This is a genomic window from Streptomyces olindensis (genome assembly GCF_040645895.1).
Taxonomy (GTDB): domain Bacteria; phylum Actinomycetota; class Actinomycetes; order Streptomycetales; family Streptomycetaceae; genus Streptomyces; species Streptomyces olindensis.
This window is the reverse complement of record NZ_JBEYZD010000038.1, coordinates 25,814-51,434: the sequence shown is the minus strand read 5'-3', so window position 1 is coordinate 51,434 and position 25,621 is coordinate 25,814. Positions and strand designations below refer to the sequence as shown.

The window sequence follows — 25,621 nt, the reverse complement described above, 5'->3', positions numbered from 1 at the left end:
CGCACTACGTACGCTGTACGTAACTAGGATGGTGGCCGAGGTGATGACCGATGGCGGGCCGAGCGGCCGTACCCGAAGTGATCTGGGCGCGCCCCGAGCGCACCGGCCGTGGGCCGAAGCCGGCGTTCACGCGCGCCGACATCGCGGCGGCGGCGGTGCGGATCGCGGACGAGCGGGGCCTGGACGCGGTGTCCATGCGGCACATCGCCGCCGAACTGGGCTGCGGCACGATGTCGCTCTACAACCACGTCCCCCGCAAGGAGGACCTGTACGAGCTGATGATCGACGCCGTCGGCGCCGAGCACGAGCTGTTCGAGCCCACCGGTGACTGGCGCGCCGACATGCTCCGCAACGCGGAGGAGACGCGAGCCGTCATGCGCCGCCACACCTGGGTGCCGCGGCTGATGGCCGGCGTCCACGGCTTCGGCCCCAACACCCTGCGCTACCTGGAGCACTGTCTGGCCTGCCTCGAACCGCTGGACGTCCCGGGCGGGACGAAGACGGAACTGGTCGCGCTGCTCAACGGCGTGGTGACGACGTACACCGCGAACGACATCGCGACCGTGGAGCGCACCCGTTCCGTGCCGTGGTCGGTGGAGGAGGAGAACGCGGTCCGCATGGCGTACCTGGGCAGCCAGGTGGCCACCGGCGCGTATCCGCGGCTGGCCGCTGCCTTCACGGAGCAGAGCGGCCCGGTCGATCTGGAGGCGGTGTTCCGCCGGGCGCTCGAACGGGTCCTGGACGCCTTCGACCCGGACCTGCGCTAGAGCAGCGCGAGCTGCCCCTCCGGCCCCTCCTCGGGGCCGTCCAGGACCGAGGCCGGGCGGCGGGCCGTCGCCGGTACGGGGAGGACGCCCGCCTCGGTCAGCTCGGCGGTGGTGACCGGGTCGGGGAGCGTCAGGTCCTCCAGGGGGCGCAGCTCGGCCAGGAGTGCCAGGACTGTGATCAGCTCCAGCAGCTCCGACGTCCAGGTCTGCGGCCAGCCGGTCGGGCGGATCGCCGCCAGGGTGCCCGGCTCGGCATCGGTGACGCGTGCCGCGAACCACTGCTCCAGGACGCGGACGCCGCCCACCTCGAAGTCCCAGGCCTCGGGCGGCACCGGGGAGATGCGGCCCTCGTCCAGCAGCAGGGCCTCCTCGTCCCGGTCGTAGCGCAGGGCCGGCGGCCGGGAGGGCAGCGGGGCGCGGACGTAGGGGCGGCGGCCGCCGGGGAGCTTCGGGCGTTCGCCGTCGCGGCGCATCAGCCACAGCATCCGGTGCCCCAGCTCCACACCCCGCTCCCACTCGTCGGCGTCGCCGGTGAGCGGGACGGTGAGGTCCGGCCGGGCCGTCGCCGTGATCCAGGCCAGGACGTCCAGCGGGGCGGGCGTGCCGCCCAGACGGCGGCCCAAGTGCTCCAGCAGGCCGGGCGCCAGGTTCGGTTCACGGCCGCCCGGGCGCCGGAAGAGGGGGCGGACCCGGCCGGGGCGGACCAGGGGCAGCAGCGAGGTGACGAGGAGGGTCTCGGGTGCTTCCACCAGGAAGGCCTGCCGCTCGTCCGCCACGCGCCACAGCTCCGGGCGGGCCGCGTCGATGAGCCGCTGGTCGGGAATGAGCCACTGCTCGTCGAAGGGCGCGAGCAGCACGCGCACCGGCTCCGGACACGGGCCCGAGGCCCGCACCAGCTTCTCCGTACCGCTGTCGGCCCGGCCGGGCAACTGGCCGACCGCCGTGTGCAGCGTGCGGGAGCGGCTCGGCTCGAACAGCGCCTCGCGGTCGGGCCCCTCGGCCTTCACCAAGGCGTCCCAGCGGGCTTTCAGGGACGCCGCGTCGGGGGCCGCCGGCCAGCCCCGGCCGAGCCGCGGCGGTGCGACGGACCACGGCATGAGGTCCGCCAGCAGCGGAGCGTCGTCGTGCGTCACGCCCCGCATCGTACGACGCCCCGACGGGGTGCGGGGCCGTGCCCTGCGCGGCTCCGCGCGGGCGCGGGCGGCCCCCACCGGCCGGCGGGCCGATCCCTACGCATCCAGTGTCACCGTGAAGGAGAAGCGATCCCCCCGGTACTGGATGACGGCCACGTCCAGCGGCCGCCCCTCACTGTCGTACGTCACGCCCGTGTAGTGCAGGATCGGGCTGAGCAGCGGGACTTGGAGCAGCTTCGCGGTCTCCGGGTCGGCCAGCCGGGCCTGCACGGTGTCCGTGATGCGACTGATGTCCGCCCCGACGACGTCCCGCAGCACCTTGGTCATGGGCCACCGGACGAGGTCGTCCAGGTCGATCCGCGGGGCCAGTTCGGGACGGACGTAGTTCCGGGCGTGGTTGGTCGGCTCGCCGGTCTTCTCGTCGCTGCGCAGCCGGTGGTACGTCGCGACCTCCGCCACGTCCGGGAAGAACTCGGCGAGTTCACCCGGCACGGGCGTGCTGCCGTGGGCCAGCAGCTCCGTCGTCATCCCCGACTGCTGGGCCACGATCGCGTCCACCGAGCCCAGCAGCCGCACCGGCGAACCCCGGCGCGCGTCCGGCTCGATGAACGTGCCCCGCCGGCGGTGCCGCGAGATGAGCCCCTCGTCCTCCAGTTCCTTCAGCGCCTGCCGCATGGTCAGCACGCTCACCCCGTAGTGCCCGGCCAGCTGCTCCTCGGTGGGCAGGCGCAGCGGGTCCCGCGGCGAGCGGCCGAGGATGGAGGCGCGCAGCGACTGCGACACCTGGTACCAGAGCGGCAGCTTGCGGTTCAGGACGATCGAGTCCGGGGCGAAGGAGGTCACGGGCCATCCGTACCGGTAGGGAAATGATCAGTGCAAGGGGTTGAAGTGCCGCTCCAGGCCCTGCCAGACGTCGTCGTAGCGCTGCTGGAGGTGTTCCGCCCGGGCCGCGTGCGGGGTGAGGGTGACCGGCCAGCGCGTCTCGAACATGAACGCCAGGCCGTCGTCGATCTTCTGCGGCCTCAGCTCGGCGGCGCTCGCCCGGTCGAACGTCTCCCGGTCCGGGCCGTGCGCCGACATCATGTTGTGCAGCGAGCCGCCGCCCGGCACGAATCCCCCCTTCCCGGCGGTCTTGGCGTCGTACGCGCCCTCGATGAGGCCCATGTACTCGGTCATCACGTTCCGGTGGAAGTACGGCGGCCGGAAGGTGTCCTCGCCCACCAGCCAGCGCGGCGCGAACACCACGAAGTCGACTCCGGCCAGGCCCGGGGTGTCCGACGGGGACGTCAGCACCGTGAAGATCGACGGGTCGGGGTGGTCGTAGGTGATGGTGCCTAGCACATTGAAGCGGCGCAGGTCGTAGGCGTACGGCACATGGTTGCCGTGCCAGGCGACGACGTCGAGCGGGGAGTGGTCGTAGGTGGCGGTCCACAGGTTGCCGCAGAACTTGTTCACCACCTCCACCGGGCCCTCGACGTCCTCGTACGCGGCGACCGGGGCGCGGAAGTCGCGGGGGTTGGCGAGGCCGTTGGCGCCGATCGGGCCCAGGTCGGGGAGGCGGAACGGCGCCCCATAGTTCTCGCACACGTAGCCGCGGGCGGAATCGTCGAGCAGTTCCACACGGAAGCGGACACCACGCGGAATCAGCGCGATATGGCCCGGCTCCACATGGAGCAGACCGAACTCCGTACGCAGCAGCAGGCCGCCGCGCTCCGGGACGATCAGCAGCTCGCCGTCCGCGTCGCTGAACACCCGCTCCATGGAGGCGTTGGCGGTGTAGAGGTGCACGGCGATGCCCGTGCGCTGCGTGGCGTCGCCGTTCCCGCCGAGGGTCCACAGGCCGGCCAGGAAGTCGGTCTCCGGTGCCGGGTCGGGCAGGGGGTCCCAGCGCAGCCGGTTGGGGTCGGGCACGGTCTGGGTGAAGGGGGCGGTGCGGATCGAGCCGTTGTGGGTCCGGGTGAACGCCGGGTGCGCGGCCGAGGGGCGGATCCGGTACAGCCACGAGCGGCGGTTGTGGGCCCGCGGCTCGGTGAAGGCCGTGCCGCTCAGCTGTTCCGCGTACAGCCCGAGCGGGGCCCGCTGGGGCGAGTTGCGGCCCTCGGGCAGGGCGCCCGGGACGGCCTCGGAGCTGTGCTCGTTGCCGAAGCCGGAGAGGTAGGTCAGCCCTTCGGCGGTCTTCCGCGCGTCCGCGCCCATGATCGCTGCTCCCTTGCGGTCCGATTCCTATGGGACACCGTAGGATTGCGATTTCCGTCGCGCAAGAGGGGCGCGGGCCCTCCTCTTCACGGATGACCCGAACCCGACCTGAGGACGATCCGGCCGTCCGGACAGGTGTTCTACGCTCCCGGATATGTCGTGGACACGCAGACCTCTCACCGTGCTCGCGGTCTGTGTCCTCCTGGCCGGAGCCGTGGGCTGCGGCTCCGGTGACGCCCCGGAGGGCGGGGCGTCGCCCACCCCGGTGGGCAGGCTCCTGGAGGACCGGGACAAGGAGGGGCGGCCCTACCGCGAGGTGGAGGGGGAGGGCGCCCCCGACGTCGGCGTCCAGGTGCAGCCCGACCGGGCCGGCGGCTGGGACGTACGGCTGACCCTGCGGAACTTCCGCTTCTCGCCGGCCGGCGCGGCGGCCCGGGCGGTGCCCGGACGGGGCCTCGCGCACCTCTACGTGGACGGCCGCCTCGTCGCCCGGCTGCGCACGCCCGGGCACCGGCTGGCCGCCGGCCTCGTCCCGCGCGGCACGCACCACGTCACGGCCCGCCTCTACGCCGACGACGGCACGGTGTGGGCGGTGGACGGCAGGCCGGTGGAGAGCACCGCCGACATCACCGCGTCGAAGCCCGGCCCGAACGCGACACCGAGCACGACTGTCCGGCCCGGGGCGGGGGCGTCCGCTTCGCCGAGCGCGGCTGTCCGGCCCGGGGCGGGGACGTCCGCTTCGCCGAGCGTGACTGTCCGGCCCGGGGCGGGGACGTCTGTTTCGCCGAGCACGGCTGGCCGGGCGGGGGTGGGGACGCCCGCAGCGCCGAGCGCGACCGGTCCGGCGGGGGTGAAGGCGCGGGGGTTGTTGAGTGGGATCGCCTGGCCGGGGGTGGAGGCGCTGGGGTTGTCGAGCGGGACTGTCCGGTCCGGGGCAAGGGCGTTTGCGGCGCCGAGCGCGGCCGGTCCGGCGGGGGTGGAGGCGCGGGGGTTGTTGAGTGGGATCGCCTGGCCGGGGGTGGAGGCGCTGGGGTTGTCGAGTGGGATCGCCCGGCCGGGGGTGGAGGCGCTGGGGTTGTCGAGCGGGACTGTCCGGTCCGGGGCAAGGGCGTTTGCGGCGCCGTGCGCGGCCGGTCCGGCGGGGGTGGGGGTGCGGGGGTTGTCGAGTGGGATCGCCCGGCCGGGGGTGGAGGCGCTGGGGCTGTCGAGCGGGACTGTCCGGTCCGGGGCAAGGGCGTTTGCGGCGCCGTGCGCGACCGGTCCGGCGGGGGTGAGGGCGCGGGGGTTGCCGAGTGGGATCGCCCGGCCGGGGGTGGAGGCGCTGGGGCTGTCGAGTGGGTCTGCCCGGTCCGGGGCAAGGGCGTTTGCGGCGCCGTGCGCGGCCGGTCCGGCGGGGGTGGGGGCGCTGGGGTTGTCGAGCGGGACTGTCCGGTCCGGGGCAAGGGCGTTTGCGGCGCCGTGCGCGACCGGTCCGGCGGGGGTGGGGGCGCTGGGGTTGTCGAGCGGGGCTGCCCGGTCGGGGGCAAGGGCGCATGCGGCGCCGTGCGCGACCGCCCAGCCGGGGGCGGGGGCTTCCGGCCCGGACGCCGGGGCGCAGTCCGGGGGGCGAGGTTCACCGGGCCGTGCCGGACAGGCATCATGAAGTCCGTGCCCCACGCGACATCGCTCCGTCGTGCGCCCGTGCAGCGGCGCAGTGCCGAACGCCTGGCCAGGATCCTCGACGCCTGTGCCGACCTTCTCGACGAGGTCGGCTACGACGCCCTGAGCACCCGTGCCGTCGCCCAGCGCGCCGGCGTCCCCATCGGCTCGGTCTACCGCTTCTTCGGCAACAAGCGCCAGATGGTCGACGCGCTGGCCCAGCGCAACCTGGAGCGGTACACGGCCCGCGTCACCGAACGCCTGCGGGAGGCGGGCGACGGCGGCTGGCGCGACGCCATGGACGCCGTGCTCGACGAGTACCTGGACATGAAGCGCACCGCGCCCGGCTTCTCCCTGGTCGACTTCGGCAACCAGATCCCCGTCGGCGCCCGGGACTCCGAACCCAACCACCGCGTCGCCGACCGCCTCACGGAACTCCTCGCCGGCCACCTCGACCGCGAGCCCGACGAGGACCTGCGCCGGGTGTTCCTGATCGCCGTGGAGACCGCCGACACCCTCGTACACCTGGCGTTCCGGCTCGCGCCGGAGGGCGACGAGAAGATCATCAGCGAGGCCAGGGAGATGCTGCGGGGGTACCTGGCCCGGGTGCTCGACTGACGCCGACGCTGCCGGGGTGGCCGGCCCGGACTGCCACCCCGGGGCGCTCGTCCGATCTCGGGGCCGGCGAGGGCTCCCCTCCGTGCATACCGGTCGGTATGCTCGGCCGCGTCCGTGCGTCACCGTAGCCGCCGCCCCGGGAGGACCCGTGTCCCGCACCGCCCTGCGAATCTGTCCCCTCTGTGAGGCCACCTGCGGTCTGACCCTCACCATCGAGGGGACGCGCGTCACGCACGCCCGCGGGGACCGCGACGACGTGTTCAGCAGGGGCTTCATCTGCCCCAAGGGCGCCTCCTTCGGGGCCCTCGACTCCGATCCCGACCGGCTGCGCACGCCCCTGGTGCGCAAGGACGGCGAACTGCGCGAGGCCACCTGGGAGGAGGCCTTCGACGCGGTCGCCGCCGGCATCCGGCCGGTCGTCGAGCGGTACGGCCCGCACGCGGTCGGTGTCGTCCTCGGCAACCCCAACGTGCACACCCTGGCCGGCGCCCTCTACCCGCCCGTGCTGCTCGCCGGGCTCGGCACGCGCAGCGTCTTCACCGCCTCCACCGTCGACCAGATGCCCAAACACGTCTCCAGCGGCCTGCTCTACGGCGACGCCCTCGCGATCCCCGTGCCCGACCTGGACCGCACGGACCACCTGCTCCTCATCGGCGCCAACCCGCTGGAGTCCAACGGCAGCCTCTGCACCGCCCCGGACTTCCCCGGCAAACTCAAGGCCCTCAAGGCCCGCGGCGGCACCCTCGTCGTGATCGACCCGCGGCGCACCCGCACCGCCAGGCTCGCCGACCGGCACATCGCGGTGCGGCCCGGCACCGACGCGCTGCTGCTGGCGGCGATGGCCCGGGTGCTCCTCGACGAGGGCCTCGTCGACCCGACCCCGCACGTCCAGGGCGTCGAGGAACTGTCCGACGCCCTGCGGGAGTTCACCCCCGAAGCCGTCGCCGAGGCCTGTGACGTGGAGGCCGGCCTCATACGCGCCCTGGCCCGCGACCTCGCCGCCGCCCCCGCGGCCGCCGTGTACGGCCGCATCGGCAGCTGCACCGTCCCGCACGGCACCCTCGCCAGCTGGCTCGTCGACGTGCTGAACATCCTCACCGGCAACCTCGACCGGCCCGGCGGCGCGCTCTTCCCGCAGGCCGCCACCGACAAGACCCCACGCCCCGCCGGGCCCGGCCGGGGCTTCGCCCTCGGGCGCTGGCACTCCCGGGTGAGCCGGCACCCCGAGGCGAAGGGCGAGCTGCCCCTGTCGGCCCTCGCCGAGGAGATCGACACCGCCACCGAGGAGGGCGAGCCAATCCGCGCGCTCATCGCCGTCGCCGCCAACCCCGTGCTGTCCGCACCCGACGGCGACCGGCTCGACAAGGCGCTCGACTCGCTCGACTTCATGGTCAGCGTCGACCCGTACCTCAACGAGACCTCGCGCCACGCCCACGTGCTGCTGCCCCCGCCCCCGCCCTCCCGCAGCCCGCACCACGACTTCGCCCTCAACACCCTCGCCGTACGCAACCAGGTCCGCTACACCCGCCCCGCGATCCCGCTGGAGCCGGACCGCATGGCGGAGACGGAGATCCTGGCGCGTCTGATCCTCGCCGTGACGGGCATGCACGGGGCCGATCCTGCCGCCGTCGACCGGATGGTCGTCGACCAGACCCTCGGCAAGGCCGTCGCGGAACCGCACTCGCCCGTGCACGGCCGCGACCCCGGCGAGCTCGCCGCCCGGCTCACCGGCGACGACGGCCCCGAGCGACGGCTCGACATGATGCTCCGCCTCGGCCCCTACGGCGACGGCTTCGGCGCCCGGCCGGACGGACTGACCCTGGAGAAACTGCTCGCGCACCCGCACGGCATCGACCTCGGCCCACTGCGGCCCCGCCTGCCGCAGCCGCTGAAGACCCGCAGCGGCGAGGTGGAGCTGCTGCCCGGCCCGATCGCCGACGATCTGCCCCGGCTGCGCGCGGCCCTGGCGGAACGCCCCGCGGGGCTCGTCCTGGTCGGACGCCGTCACCTCCGCTCGAACAACAGCTGGATGCACAACGTGCCCGCCCTGACCGGCGGCTCCAACCGCTGCACCCTGCACATCCACCCCGAGGACGCCGCACGGCTGGGCGTCGAGGACGGGGCGCCCGTGCGCGTGAAGGGCGCCGGGGGAGAGGTGACCGCCCCGGCCGAGGTCACCGACACGGTCCGCCGCGGTGTGGTGAGCCTGCCGCACGGCTGGGGCCACGACCGCCCCGGCACCCGCCTCGCCCACGCCGCCACCGACCCGGGCGTCAACGTCAACCAGCTCCTCGACGGCAGTCTCCTCGACCCGCTGTCGGGCAACGCGGTCCTCAACGGCGTACCCGTCGACGTCGCCCCCGCGACCCCATCCCTGACCGAAAAGCTCACGCCTCTGACCTGAGCAAAGCTGTGACCAGCAGTTTTGCGCTTATTGCTCGCACGTCAACGTCTTGTTAACGCTGCTTGACGGGACCTAACGTCGCGGACACCGCCGGCCCTGGTGGGATGTTCAAGGGCGAACGTTAGGTATCCACTCATGCTGACCATCCTCGGCTTCGCCATGATCGCGACCTTCCTGGTCCTGATCATGATGAAGAAGATGTCGCCGATCGCGGCGCTCGTGCTGATTCCCGCGCTGTTCTGCGTGTTCGTCGGCAAGGGCGCCAACCTCGGCGACTACGTCCTCGACGGCGTGACCGACCTCGCCCCCACCGCGGCGATGCTCATGTTCGCGATCGTCTACTTCGGAGTGATGATCGACGTCGGTCTCTTCGACCCGATCGTGCGAGGCATCCTCAAATTCTGTAAAGCCGACCCCATGCGGATCGTCGTGGGCACCGCCCTGCTCGCGGCGATCGTGTCGCTGGACGGCGACGGCTCCACCACCTTCATGATCACCGTCTCGGCGATGTACCCGCTGTACAAGCGCCTGAAGATGAGCCTGGTCGTGATGACCGGTGTCGCCGCCATGGCCAACGGCGTGATGAACACCCTGCCGTGGGGCGGCCCGACCGCCCGCGCCGCCACCGCGCTCAAGCTCGACGCCAGCGACATCTTCGTCCCGATGATCCCGGCGCTCCTGGTCGGCCTGCTCTTCGTCTTCGTCCTCTCCTACGTCCTCGGTGTGCGCGAGCGCAGGCGGCTGGGCGTGCTGACGCTGGACGAGGTGCTGGACGAGGAGAAGGAGACCGAGACGGTCCTCGTGGGCGCCGGCGGCTCCGGCCGCGGCAAGGTCTCCATGCGCAAGGGCGCCACGGGCGGCGCCGGCTCCGGCACGGACGCCGAGAACAGCGAGAACACCGACGACGCCGGGGACTCCGCGGACGACGACGGCTTCCAGGGCCTCGACCCGAACCGGCCCACCCTGCGCCCCAAGCTCTACTGGTTCAACGCGCTGCTCACGGTCACCCTGCTCACCGCCATGATCATGGAGTGGCTGCCGATCCCGGTGCTGTTCCTGCTCGGCGCCGCGCTCGCCCTGTCCGTGAACTTCCCGCACATCCCCGACCAGAAGGCCCGCCTGGCCGCCCACGCCGACAACGTCCTGAACGTCTCCGGCATGGTGTTCGCCGCCGCCGTCTTCACCGGCGTCCTCCAGGGCACCGGCATGGTCGACAACATGGCCAAGTGGATGGTCGACGTCATCCCCGGCAGCATGGGCCCGCACATGGCCCTCGTCACCGGCATCCTGAGCCTGCCGCTCACCTACTTCATGTCGAACGACGGCTTCTACTTCGGCGTCCTGCCCGTCCTCGCCGAGGCCGGTGCCGCGCACGGCGTCTCCCCGCTGGAGATGGCCCGCGCCTCCCTGGTCGGCCAGCCGCTGCACATGTCCAGCCCGCTCGTCCCGGCCGTCTACGTCCTGGTCGGCATGGCGAAGGTGGAGTTCGGCGACCACACGAAGTTCGTCGTGAAGTGGGCCGCCCTCACCTGCCTGGTCATCCTCGGAGCGGGCATGCTCTTCGGCATCATCTGACCGCTCGACCGACGCTCCCGTGGAGGACATCGTGAGGCCCGGTGGATACCGCGGCTGGCTGCTCCGCCTCGTCATCGCCTTCAGCTTCGCGCAGGGGGCGGTGTCGATGGCCCGGCCCGCCGTCTCCTACCGGGCCCTCGCGCTGGGCGCGGACGAGCGGGCCGTCGGTGTGATCGCCGGTGTGTACGCGCTGCTGCCGCTGTTCGCCGCCGTCCCCCTGGGCCGCCGCACCGACCACGGCCGCTGCGCGCCGCTGCTGCCGGTCGGCGTGGTGCTCATCTCCGGCGGCTGCGCGCTCAGCGGCGTGGCGGGCTCCCTGTGGGCGATGGCCCTGTGGAGCGGGGTGATGGGCCTCGGCCACCTCTGCTTCGTCATCGGCTCCCAGTCCCTCGTCGCCCGGCAGTCCGAGCCGCACGAACAGGACCGCAACTTCGGCCACTTCACCATCGGCGCCGCGCTCGGCCAACTGGTCGGCCCGATCGCCGCGGGCGCGCTGATCGGCGGTGACGACCGGGTGGGCACCAGCGCGCTCGCCCTGATCGTGGCGGGCGGGGTGGCGGCGGTGGCGTTCACCTCGCTGTGGCGCATCGAGCACCGCCGGACGACGGCCGCGTCGCGTCCGGACAAGGGCGACCGCATCCCGGTCCGGGGCATCCTGCGCACCCGGGGCGTGCCCGCGGGCATCTTCATCAGCCTCGCCGTGCTGTCCGCGACCGACATCCTCACCGCCTACCTGCCGGTGGTCGGTGAGCACCGGGGCATCGCGCCGTCCGTCATCGGCGTCCTGCTCAGCCTGCGCGCGGCGGCCACGATCGCCTGCCGCCTCGTGCTGACGCCCCTGCTGCGGCTGCTCGGCCGGACCGTGCTGCTGACCGTGACCTGCCTGCTGGCGGCCGTGCTGTGCGCGGGCATCGCCCTGCCGGTGCCGGTGTGGGCGCTCGCCGCGGTGCTGGTCGCGCTCGGCTTCTGCCTCGGGGTCGGGCAGCCGCTGTCCATGACGACGGTCGTCCAGGCCGCCCCCGACGACGCCCGTTCCACGGCCCTCGCGCTGCGGCTGACCGGCAACCGGCTGGGCCAGGTCGCCGCGCCCGCCGCGGCCGGGCTGATCGCCGGGGTCGCGGGTGTGGCGGCGCCGTTCGTGATGCTGGGGGTGCTGCTGCTGGTGTCCTCCGGGGTCGCGGTGCGGTCGCCGCGGGAGCCGGAAGGGGCGGGGAGCGAGAAGGCCCGGGAGGTGCCGAGGGCGCGTCGGCGCGGGGTGGCGCTGCGCCGGAAGGGCGATATCTGAGGCGTCGTAGGGCGGTGTTGCCGCCGTTCGGCGGTGGCGTGACAGAGAGTCAGATGACGAGGAGTTTGTATGAAAATCATCTGACTTGGAGGCATCTTCATGCCCGTCGTACCCCTCGCGCGCCGTGCCGGCACCCGCACCGCCGTCCTCGCCGCCCTCACCCTCGCAGGGACCACCCTGAGCGGTGTGCCCGCCGTCGCCCAACCCATCCCGGGGGACAACGGAGACGTCAAGATCCACGCCAGCACGACCCGGGCCGACGACCAGCGCAACGACCCGAAGGTCTGCGACTTCTACCTCGCCGCGTTCAACTTCGACCCGGGCGAGAAGGTCAACTGGACCATCCAGACCCAGCCGGAGGTCCCGGGCGGGGCCACCCGCACCGGCACGTTCACCGCCGACCGGGGCGGCAAGGGCCGCACCGAGGCCGTCGACCTGCCCAACGGGCAGTACAAACTCACGTGGCTCACCGACCAGGCCCACGGCGCGGGCAAGTTCAAGGTGTTCAAGGTCGACTGCCCGACCTCCAAGCCGACGACGCCGGTCGGCGGACCGCCGGCGGGCGGCGGCGGCATCGCCCGCGGCGAGGCGTTCACACCGGTCGCCGGCGCGGCCGCCGTCGGCCTGGCCGCCGTCGCCGGGACGGTCTGGTTCCGTCTCCGTCGCCGCCCCGATGGCGCCGCGTAGGCCACGTTCCGCGTATCGCGCCGCTCCGGTGGGGCGGCGCGAGTCCGGTGCGGGCGGTGGTACCGGGGGTGTGGGGCGGGGTGAGTTCCGTGCGGGCGGGGGTGTGGGGCGGCGCGAGTTCCGCGCGGGCGGACGTTCGGAGGGCGTGGGGCGGCGGGCGTCCGGGGTGGGTGGTGCGGAGGTCGTGGGGCGGGGTGCGTCCGGTTCCGGGGCGTCGTCCGGGGCGTTGTCCGGGGGGCGGGGGCAGTCCGGCTGGGCTTCGTCGGTGGGGCGGCGCGGGGTCGGGGCTGGATCTGCTGAGGTGCCGGTGGGGCGGCGGGGGGCTCGGCCCGGGGCCGTTGCCGCTTCGTCCGGTCGGCGGCGGGGGGAGCGTGCCCCGGTGGTTCGGCATGGGGCCGGACCTCGGCACGGGGCGAAGCCGGGTTCCGCCGCGTGGCCCCGGCGGGCCCGCAGGCCCTGGTACCGGACGCGTGCCTACCGTCTGACGCGGACGGTGCTGCTGGCCGTGTCGTTGCTGCTGGTCGGCGTCTGGTGGGACCGGGGCGAGGAGCCCAGCACCACGGTCACGGCCCTCCCGCACGACCCCGCCGAGATCGCCTCGGCCGACGTGCCGGGCGGCTCCGGCACGGGAACGGCTGCTCCGCCGGCCTCCGGCACCGGTGCCGCCGATGCGCTGCGCGGCTCCGGAAGCGGCGCCGTGCGGGGCGGCTCCGGCACCGGCATGGCCGCCCTGCCGCATGGCTCCACCGCCCCGGTCGCCGCGCCCGGCGGTTCCGGTCGGGGTACGGCCACCACCGCCGTGCCGGGCGGCTCCGGTCGAAGTACGGCCTCCGCCGCCGTGCCCGGTGGTTCCGGTCGTGTCCCGGGCGCTCATTCCCGCCCTCCGGCGTCGCCCCGGCCCGGCAAGCGCACCTCCCCAGCCCCCGCACGCTCCACACCCGTGACCCACACCCCCGGGTCCCGGCCCCGCGCCCTCGCGTCCCCCACCCGCAGGCCCGGCGCCCACGGGATCGACGACCGCGCGCCCCGCCGCCCGCACCCGCCGGCCGCCGCTTCCCACCGCCCCCGCGCCGCCACCGCACCCCGCGCCCGCCCCCCGGCCCCCGCCACCCGGAAACCCCGCGCCCTGCCCCCCTCCCGCGCCACCCGCGTGCTCATCCCCTACCTGCGCGTGGACGCCCCGGTCATGGACCTGGGCCTCGACCGCGAGCACCGTCTCACCGCACCGCCGGAGGACGACCCGAAACTGGTCGGCTGGTACAAGCAGGGCGCCTCACCGGGGGAGCAGGGCACCGCCGTGGCCGTCGGGCACCTCGACACCGACAGCGGTCCCGCCGTCTTCGCGGGGCTGACCGAGCTGAAGCGGGGCCGGATCGTCAAGGTCCGCCGCGCGGACGGGCGGATCGCCGTCTACACCGTGGACAGGATCAAGTCGTACGAGAAGGCGCACTTCCCGAGCCAGGAGGTGTACGGCGCCCGGGGCCGCCCCGAGCTGCGCCTGATCACCTGCGGCGGCAGCTACGACCGCAGGAAGGGCTACTCCGGCAACGTCGTGGTCTTCGCCCACCTCACCGGCGTCCGCTGACCGCACCGGCGACCCGCACCGGCGACCCGCACCGGCGACCCGCGCCGACGTCCCGCGCCCGGCCGAATCAGGCCGTCCGCCTTCTCACCAGATGGACCGGAGCACCCGATCCCGCCCGGTCTCTTCCCCCGCACGCGCACATTCCGTTAACTTCCGTGACCCACAGCCCCGTGCGACCCGCAGGGGGTTTCCGACCGCGGAGCACCAGCGCCCTGATGACCCTTCGGGGGCCCCTCATGACACGCGCCATCTCCCTGCACGACGTGAGCAAGTCCTACACGCGAGGCGCCCGCGTGGTGGACCGGCTGTCGCTGGACATCGCACCCGGCGAGTTCCTGGTGCTGCTCGGCCCGTCCGGCTGCGGCAAGTCGACCGTGCTCAGGATGATCGCCGGCCTGGAGGAGATCGACGAGGGCGAGCTGCTGCTCGACGGCGAGTACGCCAACGACCTGCCGCCGTCCGGCCGGGACATGGCGATGGTGTTCCAGAACTTCGCCCTCTACCCGAACATGACCAGCCGGGCCAACATCGGCTTCCCGCTGCGCATCGAAGCCCCGGGCACGGACCCCGCCCCGCGCGTGGACGCCACCGCCCGCATGCTGGGCATCGAGGACCTCCTCGACCGCCTGCCCGGCCAGCTCTCCGGCGGTGAACGCCAGCGGGTCGCCATGGGCCGGGCCATCGCCCGCCACCCCTCCGCCTTCCTCATGGACGAGCCGCTGTCCAACCTGGACGCCAAGCTCCGCACGCACCTGCGCGCTGAGATATCCCAGCTCACCAAGGAACTGGGCGTCACCACCCTCTACGTCACCCACGACCAGGCCGAGGCCATGTCGCTCGGCGACCGGGTCGCCGTACTGCGCGGCGGTGTGCTCCAGCAGGTCGACAGCCCGCGGGTCGTCTACGCGCTGCCCAGCAACGTCTTCGTCGCCGCGTTCATCGGCACCCCGCGGATCAACCTGCTGCGCGGCCTGGTGCGGGCACCCCTGGACGGGGCGATGACCATCAGCCTGGGCAAGCAGTTCCTGCGCCTGCCCGAGCCGCTCTCGCTCGACCACCAGCTGCTGCGCGTCCAGCAGGGCCGCGAGGTCATCGTCGGCCTGCGGTCGGAGGCCGTGCGCATCGCCAAGCACAGCGCGGCCCGCCCCGGGGAGGTGCCGATCACCGGGCTGGTCGAGCACGTGGAGTTCCAGGGGCACGAGATCCTCGTCCACTTCAACACCGGCTCCAGCCCGGCCGTCGTCCCGGAACTGGAGGCCCCGCGCCCCCGCCCCGGCCGTCCCGCCCGGCGCCGCCGCCGGGAGGGCTCGGTCCTCACCCGCCTGCGGGAGCGGACCGGAGCCGGGCGGGCCGGGCCCGTGGTGGCGCTGGAGCACCCCGGGGACGCCGATCCCCGCCCCGCGGCCGCCGAACCCCGCCTGCCCGGTGACCTGATCGTCCGCACCACCCCGGACCTGGCCCTCCGCCACGGTATGCAGGTGCCGCTCCTGGTCGACCTCGCCCACCTCTTCGTCTTCGACCAGCACGGCGACCGCATCTGCCCGCACCCGGCGCGCCTGCCCGACCTGGGGGAGTGAGGAGCCGCACACCCGGCGGGCCCCGGCTCCGTGCTGTGATGATCCGGACCCGGAACGTCTGGCGTGAGAAAACTATCGTCGCTAGTTTATGTGCCGGACGACGACGCCCCGCCCCGGAGGAAGCGCGATGAAGGCACACGACGGCATGTACATCGGGGGTGCCTGGCGCCCCGCCGCCGGCCAGGACGTGATCGAGGTCGTGAACCCCGTCGACGAGCAGGTCATCGGCACGGTACCGGCGGGCACCGCCGAGGACGTCGACGCCGCCGTGCGGGCCGCGCGTGCGGCCCTGCCCGGCTGGGCCGCGACCCCGCCCGCCGAGCGCGCGGCGCGCCTGGCCGCCCTGCGGGACGTGCTGGTGGCCCGCGCGGACGAGATCGCCGAGACCGTCACGGCCGAACTCGGCTCGCCCCTGAAGTTCTCGCAGGCCGTGCACGCCGCCGTGCCGATCGCGGTCGCGGGCTCCTACGCCGAGCTGGCGGCGACGTACTCCTTCGAGGAGAAGACCGGCAACTCGGTGGTGCACCACGAGCCGATCGGTGTCGTGGCCGCGATCACGCCCTGGAACTACCCCCTGCACCAGATCGTCGCCAAGGCCGCCCCGGCCCTCGCGGCCGGCTGCACGATCGTGGTGAAGCCCGCCGAGGACACCCCGCTGGTGGCCCGGCTCTTCGCCGAGGCCGTGCACGCGGCCGGCATCCCCGCGGGCGTCTTCAACCTGGTCACCGGCCTCGGCCCGGTCGCCGGGCAGGCCCTCGCCGAGCACCCCGGTGTCGACCTGGTCTCCTTCACCGGCTCCACCGCCGTCGGCCGCGGGATCGCCGCGATCGCCGCCGGGCAGGTCAAGAAGGTCGCCCTCGAACTCGGCGGCAAGTCCGCCAACGTGATCCTCCCGACCGCCGACCTGGCCAAGGCCGTCAACGTCGGCGTCGCCAACGTGATGTCCAACTCCGGGCAGACGTGCAGCGCCTGGACCCGGATGCTCGTCCACCGCGACCGGTACGACGAGGCGGTGGAGCTCGCCGCCACGGCCGCCGCCAAGTACGGCGAGCGCATCGGCCCGGTCGTCAACGCCAAGCAGCGGGACCGGGTGCGCGGCTACATCGAGAAGGGTGTCGCCGAGGGCGCCCGCCTGGTCGCCGGCGGCCCCGAGGCCCCGCGCGAGACGGGCTTCTTCGTCAGCCCGACCGTCTTCGCCGACGTCACCGAGGACATGACCATCGCGCAGGAGGAGATCTTCGGCCCGGTCCTGTCGATCCTGGAGTACGAGGACGAGGAGGACGCCCTGTGGATCGCCAACGGCACGGTCTACGGCCTGGCCGGCGCCGTCTGGGCCGGGGACGAGGCCGAGGCCGTGGCGTTCGCCCGCCGGATGGAGACCGGCCAGGTCGACATCAACGGCGGCCGCTTCAACCCGCTCGCCCCCTTCGGCGGCTACAAGCAGTCCGGCGTGGGCCGTGAACTCGGCGTGCACGGCCTGGCCGAGTACCTCCAGACCAAGTCCCTCCAGTTCTAGTCAGGGGAGTCCCTTCCGTCATGGCTGTCCGCGCCGCCGTCCTGCCCGCCGTCGGCTCCCCGCTGGAGATCACCGGCATCGAGCTGCCCGACCCCGGACCCGGACAGGTCCACGTCCGGCTCGCCGCCGCCGGGGTCTGCCACTCCGACCTGTCCCTGTCCAACGGCACCATGCGCCTGCCCGTCCCCGCCGTCCTCGGGCACGAGGGCGCCGGCACGGTCGTCGCCGTCGGCGAGGGCGTCACCCACGTCGCGCCCGGCGACGGGGTCGTCCTCAACTGGGCGCCGTCCTGCGGCACCTGCCACGCCTGTTCGCTCGGCGAGGTCTGGCTGTGCGCCAACGCCCTGAACGGCGCCGCCGACGTCCACGCCCGCACCGCCGAGGGCACCGACCTCCACCCTGGGCTGAACGTCGCCGCGTTCGCCGAGGAGACGGTCGTCCCCGCCGGCTGCGTCCTGCCCGTCCCCGACGGCGTCCCGCTCACCGACGCGGCCCTCCTCGGCTGCGCCGTCCTCACCGGGTACGGCGCCGTCCACCACTCGGCCCGGGTCCGGCAGGGCGAGACGGTCGCCGTCTTCGGCGTCGGGGGAGTGGGCCTCGCCGCCCTCCAGGCGGCCCGGATCGCGGGCGCCTCGAAGATCGTCGCGGTGGACGTCTCCCCCGCGAAGGAGGAACTGGCCCGGGCGGCCGGCGCCACCGACTACCTCGTCGCCTCCGACACCACCGCCCGCGAGATCCGCGGCCTGACCGGCAAGCAGGGCGTCGACGTCGCCGTCGAGTGCGCCGGGCGGGCCGTCACCATCCGCACGGCCTGGGACTCCACCCGGCGCGGCGGCCGCACCACGGTCGTCGGCATCGGCGGCAAGGACCAGCAGGTCACCTTCAACGCCCTGGAGATCTTCCACTGGGGCCGCACCCTGACCGGCTGCGTCTACGGCAACTCCGACCCGGCCCGGGACCTCCCGGTCCTGGCCGAACACGTCCGGGCGGGCCGCCTCGACCTCAGCGCCCTGGTGACGGAACGCATCTCCCTGGACGGCATCCCGGCGGCCTTCGAGAACATGCTGGCGGGCAAGGGCGGCCGCGCCCTGGTCGTCTTCTAAGCCGTCTCCGCCCGCACCCCGGCCTCCCCGCGAGACCGGGGCCGCAGGCATGTCCGGACGCTCACCGAATGCCAGGTACAGGCAAAAAGTCCTGGTGCACGACCCGTTGACGAGCATACCGTCCGGTCAGTACGTTCCCGGGACCCGAGCCACCCCCCGTTCCGTCCCCGCACCCACCGGAGCGTGCACCGCATGGACACGGCACCATCCGCTCAGCCCGCCACCACCACGCCCGCCGTGGGCAACCGCCGCCGAGTGGCCACCGCGGCGGCGCTCGCCTCGGCCGTCGAGTGGTACGACTACTTCGTCTTCGGCATCGCCGCCGCCCTCGTCCTCGGCGACCTCTACTTCCCCGCCGGCAGCCCGACCGCCGGCGTCCTTGCATCGTTCGCCACCTTCGCCGTCGGCTTCCTCGCCCGCCCCCTCGGCGGCATCGTCGCCGGCCACCTCGGGGACAAGCGCGGCCGCAAGCCGATGCTGGTCCTCGCCCTCACCCTGATGGGCGTGGCCACCACCGGCATCGGCCTGCTCCCGACCTACGACACCATCGGCGTCGCCGCCCCGATCCTGCTCGTGCTGCTCCGCGTCGCCCAGGGCGTCGCCGTCGGCGCCCAGTGGGGCGGCGCGATGCTCCTGGCCACCGAGTACGCCCCGGAGGGCAAGCGCGGCGTCTACGGCAGCGTCGTCCAGCTCGGCGTCCCCATCGGCGTGGTCACCGCCAACACCGTCTTCCTGCTGGCCGGCGCCCTCACCACCGACTCGGCGTTCGCCGCCTGGGGCTGGCGCGTGCCGTTCCTGGTCGGCCTGCTGGTCCTCGGCCTCGCCTGGTACATCCACACCCGCGTCGAGGAGACCCCGGCGTTCCGCGAGGCCGAGCGGGCGCTCGCCGAGAGGGAGAAGTCCGAGCAGAGCTCCCCGCTGCGCACGATCCTGCGCGGCCACCTCGGCACGGTGCTCCTGGCCGGCGGCTCCTTCGCCGTGAACACCGCGACCTTCTACATCCTCATCACGGGCGTCCTCGACTACACGACCCGTGAGCTGGACATGAAGAAGGGCCCGGTCCTGATGGTCTCGCTCTGCGTCAGCCTGACCCAGCTCGTGCTGATCCCGGCCGCCGCCGCGCTCTCCGACCGCATCGGCCGCATCCGGATCTACGCCCTCGGCGCGGCCGGCATCGCCCTGTGGGCCGTACCGCTCTTCCTGCTGATCGACACCGGCTCGCTGCTGTGGCTCGCGGTCGGCACGTTCGTCGCCAGCTGCTTCCTGAGCATCATGTACGGACCCCAGGCCGCGCTGTTCGCCGAGCTGTTCACACCCGAGATGCGCTACACCGGCGCCTCCCTGGGCTACCAGATCGCCGCCGTCGCGGGCGGCGGGCTGGCGCCCTTCGTCATGGTGCTGCTGCTGGAGGCGACCGGCACCTCGATGGCGGTGTCCGGCTACATCATCGCGCTCTCGGTGATCGCGCTGATCTCCATCAAGGTCCTCGCGGACCGGGCGCGGGCGGCGGAGCCGCAGGCCGCGCCCGAGGCCAAGGCGGAGGCCGAGTCAGCGAGCTGAGTCCGGCGCCCGCTCGGGCCGGGGCTCCGGAACCGCTCCCGGAGTCCGGGCCCGGGCCGCCGCCCGCGACCGCGACACGGCCACACCCGCCAGGCACAGCGCACCGCCGACCAGCGTGAGCAGCCCCGGCACCTCACCCAGGAACAGCCAGGACATCAGGACGACCAGCGCCGGCACCGCGTACGTCGTCGCGCCCATCCGGCTCGCGGTCGTCCGGGACAGCGCGTACGCCCAGGTCGTGAAGGCGAGGGCCGTCGGGAAGACGCCCAGGTACACCATGTTCAGCGTCGCGGAGGCCGGGGCCTGCGCGGCCTCCCGCACGAGCTGCCCCGCGAACGGCAGGCACAGCACCGCGCCGACCAGGCAGCCGAACGTCGTCACCTGCAACGGGCTCGCCGAGCCCAGCGCCGGCTTCTGCGCCACCACGCCACCGGCGTAGGCGACCGCCGCCAGCAGGCACAGCACCACACCGAGCACCGAGGAACCGCCCTCACCCGACATCGACAGACCCACGGTCACCGCACCGGCGAACGACACCGCCATCCCCGCCAGCAGCCGCGGCGGCATCGGGTCGCCGAGCAGCCGGGCCCCCAGCAGCGCGATCAGGATCGGCCCGATGTTCACGACCAGGGCGGCCGTACCCGCGTCGACCTGCTGCTCGCCCCAGTTCAGGGCGACCATGTAGAAGCCGAACCAGAGCAGCCCGGAGATCGCGATGCCGCGCCAGGCCGGGCGCGGCGGCCACGTCTCCCGCCGCAGCAGGCAGATCACGCCCAGGGTCAGCGCCCCGGCGAGCAGCCGCCCGAGCGCCAGCGCACCCGGCGAGTACGCCTCGCCCGCGCTGCGGATCGAGACGAAGGCGGACGCCCACAGCACCACGGTGACCGTGGCCGCGGCGGCGGCCCCCCACTCGGCTCGACGGGTGGGCGCGGGCGGGGAGTCGTTCATCATGCTCCTGAGGTTAGGGGGGTGACAGGGTCGTGAGCTCGCGGTTTTCGGACGGGGCGCCGGACACCTCCAGGCGCAGCGCGGCGGCGTCGACGCCCAGCAGGTCGAAGAGGGCGCGTTCGCCGGCCGCCGTCACCTTCACCGCCCGCGCGGAGCCGACGCGCACGCACCACCCCGCGTCCAGGGCGTGCCGGCACAGGGCCGCGCCCGCGACACCCGCGAGATGCGGACGGCGTTCGGTCCAGTCCAGGCAGGCGCGGGCCAGGGGGCGCCGGCCGCGCCGTTCGAGGCTGATGCCGACCGCCTCGAACCACGCCAGCCCCGCGTCGGTGAGCGCGAACCCGGTCTCCTGCTGCAGCAGCCCGCGCGCCGTCAGCGCGTCCGTGACCGCGATGCCGAGGCGCCCGGCGAGGTGGTCGTAGCAGGTGCGGCCCCGGGCCATCGCCGAGTCGGCGCTCGACTGCCGCAGGTTCCGGGGGCGTGCGGCCCGGTCCGCGGGGGCGACCTGCGCGGCCAGGTCCTCGACCAGGTGCGCGACCCGGGCGTCGGCCAGCCGGACGTACCGGTGCCGGCCCTGCCGCTCCTCGGTGAGCAGCCCGCCCGCGACGAGCCGGCCCAGGTGCTCGCTCAGCGTGGACGCGGCGACACCCGCGTGCCGCGCCAGCTCGCTCGCCGTCCAGGCCCGCCCGTCGAGCAGCGCGAGCAGGCACATCGCCCGCGTCTCGTCCGCGATCAGCCCGGCGAGCCGCGCCAGCGCCATGGCCTGCGGATCCCTCGTCGTCATGACCCCAGCATGGAACACGAACCCTTCGGCCGCCGCCGAAGTGTCCCGCGGTGTCCCTAGGCCGTCCGCCGCACCTGCTCGTACTGCCGCGCCAGCCCGTCCAGCAGGGCCGTCAGCCCCGTCTCGAAGGCCCGCTCGTCGATCTTCTCCTGCTGCTCGGCGAGCAGGTGCGCCTGCTGGAGGTGGGGATAGTCGGCGGGATCGTAGGCGCTCGCGTCGTCCACGAAGCCCCCGGCGAAGGAGCCGAGCGCGGATCCCATGACGAAGTAGCGCATCAGCGCGCCGATCGACGTGGCGTGCGCGGGCGGCCAGCCCGCGGCGACCATCGCGCCGTAGACGGCGTCCGCGAGGCGCAGTCCGGCCGGTCGGCGGCCGGGGCCGCGGGCCAGCACCGGGACGATGTTCGGGTGGTCGCGCAGCGCGGCCCGGTAGGAGACGGCCCAGTCGTGCAGCGCGGTCCGCCAGTCCCGGCCGTCCTGGAACATCGACAGGTCCACCTGGCCGCTCACCGAGTCGGCGACCGCCTCCAGGATCTCGTCCTTGGTGCGGAAGTGGTTGTAGAGCGAGGGCCCGCTGACGCCGAGTTCGGCGGCGAGCCGGCGTGTGGAGACGGCCGCGAGGCCCTCAGCGTCCACGAGCGCGCGGGCCGTCTCGACGATCCGGTCGGTACTGAGCAGGGGCTTGCGCGGTCGGGCCATGGCGCACATAGTAGGGCTGCGGCCAGAAACTAGCAGTGCTAATTTAAATGTACGGTTTTCAAGTGCGGTACGGCGTCCGGATGGGGTGACTCGTGGTGAACCTGGAGCTCAGCGAGGAGCAGAGCGCGGTCAGGCGGCTCGCGCGGGGCTTCGTGGAGCGGGAGATCACCCCGAACGTCATCGCCTGGGACCGCGCCGAGGAGGTCGACCGCGCGATCGTGAAGAAACTCGGCGACGTCGGCTTCCTGGGGCTGACGATCGACGAGGAGTACGGCGGCTCCGGCGGCGACCACCTCGCGTACTGCCTGGTCACGGAGGAACTCGGCCGGGGCGACTCGTCCGTGCGCGGCATCGTCTCCGTCTCCCTCGGCCTCGTCGCCAAGACCGTCGCCGCCTGGGGGAGCGAGGAACAGAAGCGGCGCTGGCTCCCGGGGCTGACCTCCGGCGCGTCGGTCGGCTGCTTCGGCCTGACCGAGCCGGGCACCGGCTCGGACGCGGGCAACCTCACGACGCGGGCAGTGCGGGACGGCGACGACTACGTCATCGACGGCACCAAGATGTTCATCACCAACGGCACCTGGGCCGACGTCGTCCTGCTCTTCGCCCGCTCCACGGACGCCCCCGGCCACAAGGGCGTCACCGCCTTCCTAGTCCCCACCGACACGCCCGGCCTGACCCGCCGCACGATCCACGGCAAACTCGGGCTGCGCGGCCAGGCCACCGCGGAACTCGTCCTTCAGGGCGTGCGCGTGCCGGCCTCCGCGATGCTGGGGGAGGAGGGCAAGGGCTTCTCCGTCGCGATGTCCGCCCTCGCCAAGGGGCGGATGTCCGTCGCGGCCGGGTGCGTCGGCATCGCCCAGGCGGCCCTGGACGCGGCCGTGCGCCACGCCGGCGAGCGCGAGCAGTTCGGGAAGACCATCGCCCATCACCAGCTGGTCCAGGAGCTGATCAGCGACATCGCCGTGGACGTCGACGCCGCCCGGCTGCTGACCTGGCGGGTCGCCGACCTGATCGACCGGGGGCAGCCGTTCGCCGTCGAGTCCTCCAAGGCCAAGCTGTTCGCCTCGGAGGCGGCCGTCCGCGCCGCGAACAACGCGCTTCAGGTCTTCGGCGGATACGGCTACGTCGACGAGTACCCGGCGGGCAAGCTGCTGCGGGACGCCCGGGTGATGACCCTCTACGAGGGCACGAGCCAGATCCAGAAGCTGGTCATCGGGCGGGCCCTGACCGGGGTTTCGGCGTTCTGAGGAAGCGGTCGGGTACCTGGGGAATCCGCTGCGGCATCTGAGTAGCCGAGCGGATGTGGCGCGGGCCACGTTCGCCGATGCTGGCCCCATGAGTGACACACCGGGCAAGCCGCAGAACACGGCCGCCTTCTACGGCCAGGCCGTCGCCTCCTTCGCCGTCGCCATGGCGGCCACCGCGATCGGCATCTACCAGCTGAGCGCCGACGCCTGGGTGCGGGGCTTCCTCGCCATCGCCGTGCTGTACCTCGTCACCTCCTCCTTCACGCTGGCCAAGGTGATCCGGGACCGGCAGGAGGGGGCGGCGCCGGCGTCCCCGTACACCCCCTTCGAGAAGCACTGAGCGGCAGGCCGGGCGGCCTCGCTAAGCGCTCGCTCACCTTCGGCGGTATGGTGGTGCCCCTGTCAGTGGAGAGGGGCGAGTGATGAGTACGGCGGAGGAGACGGCCGGCGGCGAGGCGCAGGCGTGGGGCGAGGTCACGCCCGACGCGGCGCGACGGCTGCTGATCGCCGCGGTGGAGGCCTTCGCCGAGCGCGGCTACCACGCCACGACGACCCGTGACATCGCGGGCCGTGCCGGGATGAGCCCGGCCGCGCTCTACATCCACTACAAGACCAAGGAAGAACTGCTGCACCGCATCAGCAGGATCGGGCACGAGAAGGCCCTGGAGATCCTGCGGACGGCGTCCCGCCGCGAGGGCAGCCCCACCGAGCGGCTCGCCGACGCGGTGAGTTCCTTCGTGCGCTGGCACGCGGGCGGGCGGACCACCGCGCGGGTCGTGCAGTACGAACTCGACTCGCTCGGTCCCGACGCCCGCGCCGAGATCCTCGCGCTGCGCCGCCAGGTCGACGCGGAGGTGCGCGGGATCATCGAGGAGGGCGTGCGGTCGGGCGAGTTCGAGGTCATCGACGTGCACGGGACGACGCTGGCCGTGCTGTCGCTGTGCATCGACGTCGCGCGGTGGTTCAGCCTGGACGGGCCGCGCACGCCGGAGGAGGTCGGCGAGCTGTACGCCGACCTCGTGCTGCGGATGGTGGGGGCGGGGGCCTCGGAGGCCGCGGCTCAGAAGTAGTAGCGCGAGACGGACTCGGCGACGCAGACCGGCTTCTCGCCACCCTCGCGCTCCACGGTGAAGGCGACGGTGACCTGGGCGCCGCCCGGGACGTCGTCGACGCCGGTGATCGTCGCGGTGGCGCGCAGGCGGGAGCCGACGGGGACGGGGGCGGGGAAACGCACCTTGTTCGTGCCGTAGTTGACGCCCATCTTCACGCCCTCGACGGAGATCAGCTGCGGGCCGAAGAGGGGGAGCAGCGACAGGGTCAGATAGCCGTGCGCGATGGTGGTGCCGAAGGGGCCCGCGGCGGCCTTCTCCGGGTCGACGTGGATCCACTGGTGGTCGCCGGTGGCCTCCGCGAACAGGTCGATCCGCTTCTGGTCGATGTCGAGCCAGTCGGTGTGTCCCAGTTGCTCGCCAATCGCCGCCTTCAGGTCGTCGACGGACGTGAAGATCCTCGGCTCTGCCATGTCTTCCAGGCCTCTCGTGCGGGGAGCTTTTCTAAGCGACTGCTTAGCATGGTCGGCCGCCGGGGGTTGTGTCAACGGACTGGGTAGGGTTCGAGGGGTGCCTCAGATTCCAGAGAAGATCCACGAGCTCACGGTCGGGCAGCTGTCGGCGCGCAGTGGGGCGGCGGTGTCCGCCTTGCACTTCTACGAGTCCAAGGGCTTGATCAGCAGTCGGCGTACGTCGGGCAACCAGCGGCGCTACTCCCGGGACACGCTGCGGCGGGTCGCGTTCATCAGGGCCGCGCAGCGGGTCGGGATTCCGCTGGCGACGATTCGCGAGGCGCTGGCGGAGCTGCCGGAGGAGCGGACGCCGACCAGGGAGGACTGGGCGCATCTGTCGGAGGCGTGGCGCTCGGAGCTCGAGGAGCGCATCAACCAGCTGAACCGCCTGCGGGACCACCTCACCGACTGCATCGGCTGCGGCTGCCTGTCCCTCGACACGTGCGTGCTGTCCAACCCGGGGGACGTGTTCGGTGAACGCCGGGCCGGGTCGCGTCTGATGGTGGAACGCAACGGTGGTGGGGGTGCGCGTAGCGCGTGACGCCGGGTGGTGGGTCGGGGCCGCGCCGGGGGGTGTCCGTCCTCGGAACGGCGCGATGGGGTTGCATACCGACTCGCTGTCCGTTGACGCGCCAACCGCTGCGGGCGGACACCCCCCGACACGTCCCCTTCCGTGGTCCGGCGGCTGCGGGCCCGCTCTGGCTGAGCTGCGGGCAATCGTGCCGCTAAGGGCGGCACC

23 protein-coding genes are annotated in these 25,621 nt (G+C 73.4%); 15 read left to right on the top strand and 8 right to left on the bottom strand.

Annotated elements, in window-relative coordinates; genetic code table 11:
- The first annotated feature begins 50 nt into the window (after positions 1 to 50).
- Positions 51 to 767 carry a TetR/AcrR family transcriptional regulator gene (locus ABZ948_RS24115; RefSeq protein WP_359762728.1) on the top strand — a complete coding sequence of 239 codons (717 nt, stop codon included), beginning with the start codon at positions 51 to 53 and terminating at the stop codon, positions 765 to 767.
- Here the strand turns inward: ABZ948_RS24115 and ABZ948_RS24110 are convergent.
- The 4 genes from ABZ948_RS24110 to ABZ948_RS24090 all read right to left on the bottom strand — a co-directional run bounded on the left by ABZ948_RS24110 (position 764) and on the right by ABZ948_RS24090 (position 5,752).
- Positions 764 to 1,909 carry a type ISP restriction/modification enzyme gene (locus tag ABZ948_RS24110; protein WP_359762726.1) on the bottom strand — a complete coding sequence of 382 codons (1,146 nt, stop codon included), beginning with the start codon at positions 1,907 to 1,909 and terminating at the stop codon, positions 764 to 766. The genes ABZ948_RS24115 and ABZ948_RS24110 overlap by 4 nt on opposite strands.
- Before the next feature lie 87 nt (positions 1,910 to 1,996).
- Positions 1,997 to 2,743 (bottom strand): GntR family transcriptional regulator, encoded by a 747-nt coding sequence (locus ABZ948_RS24105; RefSeq protein WP_359762723.1) that lies wholly within the window; start codon positions 2,741 to 2,743, stop codon positions 1,997 to 1,999.
- A gap of 27 nt (positions 2,744 to 2,770) precedes the next feature.
- Entirely contained in the window at positions 2,771 to 4,096 is a 1,326-nt protein-coding gene (hmgA, locus tag ABZ948_RS24100) for a homogentisate 1,2-dioxygenase (protein ID WP_359762721.1), read from the bottom strand.
- Between the two features lie 564 nt (positions 4,097 to 4,660).
- Positions 4,661 to 5,752, bottom strand: coding sequence for a hypothetical protein (locus ABZ948_RS24090; RefSeq protein ID WP_359762797.1), 1,092 nt, complete (start codon positions 5,750 to 5,752; stop codon positions 4,661 to 4,663).
- On the opposite strand from ABZ948_RS24090, the gene ABZ948_RS24085 reads away from it, so the two are divergent.
- The 10 genes from ABZ948_RS24085 to ABZ948_RS24040 all read left to right on the top strand — a co-directional run bounded on the left by ABZ948_RS24085 (position 5,735) and on the right by ABZ948_RS24040 (position 19,644).
- Entirely contained in the window at positions 5,735 to 6,352 is a 618-nt protein-coding gene (locus tag ABZ948_RS24085) for a TetR/AcrR family transcriptional regulator (protein ID WP_359762719.1), read from the top strand. The genes ABZ948_RS24090 and ABZ948_RS24085 overlap by 18 nt on opposite strands.
- Before the next feature lie 148 nt (positions 6,353 to 6,500).
- Positions 6,501 to 8,756 carry a molybdopterin oxidoreductase family protein gene (locus ABZ948_RS24080; RefSeq protein ID WP_359762717.1) on the top strand — a complete coding sequence of 752 codons (2,256 nt, stop codon included), beginning with the start codon at positions 6,501 to 6,503 and terminating at the stop codon, positions 8,754 to 8,756.
- A gap of 135 nt (positions 8,757 to 8,891) precedes the next feature.
- The gene (locus ABZ948_RS24075; protein WP_359762715.1) at positions 8,892 to 10,331 is read left to right on the top strand and encodes a CitMHS family transporter; all 1,440 of its coding nucleotides are present in this window, start codon (positions 8,892 to 8,894) and stop codon (positions 10,329 to 10,331) included.
- A gap of 31 nt (positions 10,332 to 10,362) precedes the next feature.
- Complete coding sequence (locus tag ABZ948_RS24070; RefSeq protein ID WP_359762713.1) at positions 10,363 to 11,616, top strand: MFS transporter; 1,254 nt, start codon at positions 10,363 to 10,365, stop codon at positions 11,614 to 11,616.
- A 99-nt stretch (positions 11,617 to 11,715) separates the two neighbouring features.
- On the top strand, positions 11,716 to 12,303 hold the full coding sequence (locus ABZ948_RS24065) for a hypothetical protein (RefSeq protein ID WP_359762711.1): 588 nt from the start codon (positions 11,716 to 11,718) through the stop codon (positions 12,301 to 12,303).
- 493 nt (positions 12,304 to 12,796) lie between these two features.
- Positions 12,797 to 13,888, top strand: a complete 1,092-nt coding sequence (locus tag ABZ948_RS24060; protein WP_359762709.1) for a class F sortase — start codon at positions 12,797 to 12,799, stop codon at positions 13,886 to 13,888.
- 236 nt (positions 13,889 to 14,124) lie between these two features.
- Positions 14,125 to 15,465 (top strand): ABC transporter ATP-binding protein, encoded by a 1,341-nt coding sequence (locus ABZ948_RS24055; protein WP_359762707.1) that lies wholly within the window; start codon positions 14,125 to 14,127, stop codon positions 15,463 to 15,465.
- A 127-nt stretch (positions 15,466 to 15,592) separates the two neighbouring features.
- Positions 15,593 to 16,981 (top strand): aldehyde dehydrogenase family protein, encoded by a 1,389-nt coding sequence (locus ABZ948_RS24050; RefSeq protein WP_359762706.1) that lies wholly within the window; start codon positions 15,593 to 15,595, stop codon positions 16,979 to 16,981.
- Between the two features lie 20 nt (positions 16,982 to 17,001).
- Positions 17,002 to 18,084 (top strand): Zn-dependent alcohol dehydrogenase, encoded by a 1,083-nt coding sequence (locus ABZ948_RS24045; protein ID WP_359762704.1) that lies wholly within the window; start codon positions 17,002 to 17,004, stop codon positions 18,082 to 18,084.
- A 192-nt stretch (positions 18,085 to 18,276) separates the two neighbouring features.
- A complete protein-coding gene (locus ABZ948_RS24040) occupies positions 18,277 to 19,644 on the top strand; it encodes an MFS transporter (RefSeq protein ID WP_359762702.1) in 1,368 nt (455 codons plus the stop codon).
- Here ABZ948_RS24040 and ABZ948_RS24035 read toward each other — a convergent pair.
- Genes ABZ948_RS24035 through ABZ948_RS24025 form a run of 3 tightly spaced genes read right to left on the bottom strand, consistent with a single transcriptional unit; the run spans position 19,633 to position 22,083 of the window.
- Positions 19,633 to 20,595 carry a DMT family transporter gene (locus ABZ948_RS24035; RefSeq protein WP_359762701.1) on the bottom strand — a complete coding sequence of 321 codons (963 nt, stop codon included), beginning with the start codon at positions 20,593 to 20,595 and terminating at the stop codon, positions 19,633 to 19,635. The two genes, ABZ948_RS24040 and ABZ948_RS24035, sit on opposite strands and share 12 nt — an antisense overlap.
- Positions 20,596 to 20,605: 10 nt before the next feature.
- Positions 20,606 to 21,376: an ArsR/SmtB family transcription factor gene (locus ABZ948_RS24030; RefSeq protein ID WP_359762699.1), complete on the bottom strand. Its 771-nt coding sequence runs from the start codon at positions 21,374 to 21,376 to the stop codon at positions 20,606 to 20,608.
- A 56-nt stretch (positions 21,377 to 21,432) separates the two neighbouring features.
- Positions 21,433 to 22,083, bottom strand: a complete 651-nt coding sequence (locus ABZ948_RS24025) for a TetR/AcrR family transcriptional regulator (RefSeq protein ID WP_359762697.1) — start codon at positions 22,081 to 22,083, stop codon at positions 21,433 to 21,435.
- Between the two features lie 86 nt (positions 22,084 to 22,169).
- On the opposite strand from ABZ948_RS24025, the gene ABZ948_RS24020 reads away from it, so the two are divergent.
- The 3 genes from ABZ948_RS24020 to ABZ948_RS24010 all read left to right on the top strand — a co-directional run bounded on the left by ABZ948_RS24020 (position 22,170) and on the right by ABZ948_RS24010 (position 24,391).
- A complete protein-coding gene (locus ABZ948_RS24020) occupies positions 22,170 to 23,321 on the top strand; it encodes an acyl-CoA dehydrogenase family protein (protein WP_359762795.1) in 1,152 nt (383 codons plus the stop codon).
- Between the two features lie 88 nt (positions 23,322 to 23,409).
- Entirely contained in the window at positions 23,410 to 23,661 is a 252-nt protein-coding gene (locus tag ABZ948_RS24015; protein ID WP_359762695.1) for a YiaA/YiaB family inner membrane protein, read from the top strand.
- A gap of 82 nt (positions 23,662 to 23,743) precedes the next feature.
- Positions 23,744 to 24,391, top strand: a complete 648-nt coding sequence (locus ABZ948_RS24010) for a TetR-type transcription factor C-terminal domain-containing protein (protein WP_359762693.1) — start codon at positions 23,744 to 23,746, stop codon at positions 24,389 to 24,391.
- Here ABZ948_RS24010 and ABZ948_RS24005 read toward each other — a convergent pair.
- The gene (locus ABZ948_RS24005; protein ID WP_359762691.1) at positions 24,382 to 24,843 is read right to left on the bottom strand and encodes a MaoC family dehydratase; all 462 of its coding nucleotides are present in this window, start codon (positions 24,841 to 24,843) and stop codon (positions 24,382 to 24,384) included. The two genes, ABZ948_RS24010 and ABZ948_RS24005, sit on opposite strands and share 10 nt — an antisense overlap.
- Positions 24,844 to 24,940: 97 nt before the next feature.
- Here ABZ948_RS24005 and soxR point away from each other — a divergent pair, with 97 nt between their 5' ends.
- Positions 24,941 to 25,423 (top strand): redox-sensitive transcriptional activator SoxR, encoded by a 483-nt coding sequence (gene soxR, locus ABZ948_RS24000; protein WP_359762689.1) that lies wholly within the window; start codon positions 24,941 to 24,943, stop codon positions 25,421 to 25,423.
- The last annotated feature ends 198 nt before the right edge of the window (positions 25,424 to 25,621 follow it).

What these genes read in the sequence shown, in the direction of transcription:
- ABZ948_RS24055 (WP_359762707.1), top strand. Translation starts at nt 14,125, where the DNA reads ATGACACGCGCCATCTCCCTGCACGACGTGAGCAAGTCCTACACGCGA.
- ABZ948_RS24050 (WP_359762706.1), top strand. Translation starts at nt 15,593, where the DNA reads ATGAAGGCACACGACGGCATGTACATCGGGGGTGCCTGGCGCCCCGCC.
- ABZ948_RS24085 (WP_359762719.1), top strand. Translation starts at nt 5,735, where the DNA reads ATGAAGTCCGTGCCCCACGCGACATCGCTCCGTCGTGCGCCCGTGCAG.
- ABZ948_RS24045 (WP_359762704.1), top strand. Translation starts at nt 17,002, where the DNA reads ATGGCTGTCCGCGCCGCCGTCCTGCCCGCCGTCGGCTCCCCGCTGGAG.
- ABZ948_RS24075 (WP_359762715.1), top strand. Translation starts at nt 8,892, where the DNA reads ATGCTGACCATCCTCGGCTTCGCCATGATCGCGACCTTCCTGGTCCTG.
- ABZ948_RS24015 (WP_359762695.1), top strand. Translation starts at nt 23,410, where the DNA reads ATGAGTGACACACCGGGCAAGCCGCAGAACACGGCCGCCTTCTACGGC.
- ABZ948_RS24010 (WP_359762693.1), top strand. Translation starts at nt 23,744, where the DNA reads ATGAGTACGGCGGAGGAGACGGCCGGCGGCGAGGCGCAGGCGTGGGGC.
- ABZ948_RS24040 (WP_359762702.1), top strand. Translation starts at nt 18,277, where the DNA reads ATGGACACGGCACCATCCGCTCAGCCCGCCACCACCACGCCCGCCGTG.
- ABZ948_RS24030 (WP_359762699.1), bottom strand. Translation starts at nt 21,376, where the DNA reads ATGACGACGAGGGATCCGCAGGCCATGGCGCTGGCGCGGCTCGCCGGG.
- ABZ948_RS24025 (WP_359762697.1), bottom strand. Translation starts at nt 22,083, where the DNA reads ATGTGCGCCATGGCCCGACCGCGCAAGCCCCTGCTCAGTACCGACCGG.
- ABZ948_RS24005 (WP_359762691.1), bottom strand. Translation starts at nt 24,843, where the DNA reads ATGGCAGAGCCGAGGATCTTCACGTCCGTCGACGACCTGAAGGCGGCG.
- ABZ948_RS24035 (WP_359762701.1), bottom strand. Translation starts at nt 20,595, where the DNA reads ATGATGAACGACTCCCCGCCCGCGCCCACCCGTCGAGCCGAGTGGGGG.
- ABZ948_RS24115 (WP_359762728.1), top strand. Translation starts at nt 51, where the DNA reads ATGGCGGGCCGAGCGGCCGTACCCGAAGTGATCTGGGCGCGCCCCGAG.
- hmgA (WP_359762721.1), bottom strand. Translation starts at nt 4,096, where the DNA reads ATGGGCGCGGACGCGCGGAAGACCGCCGAAGGGCTGACCTACCTCTCC.
- ABZ948_RS24110 (WP_359762726.1), bottom strand. Translation starts at nt 1,909, where the DNA reads ATGCGGGGCGTGACGCACGACGACGCTCCGCTGCTGGCGGACCTCATG.
- ABZ948_RS24065 (WP_359762711.1), top strand. Translation starts at nt 11,716, where the DNA reads ATGCCCGTCGTACCCCTCGCGCGCCGTGCCGGCACCCGCACCGCCGTC.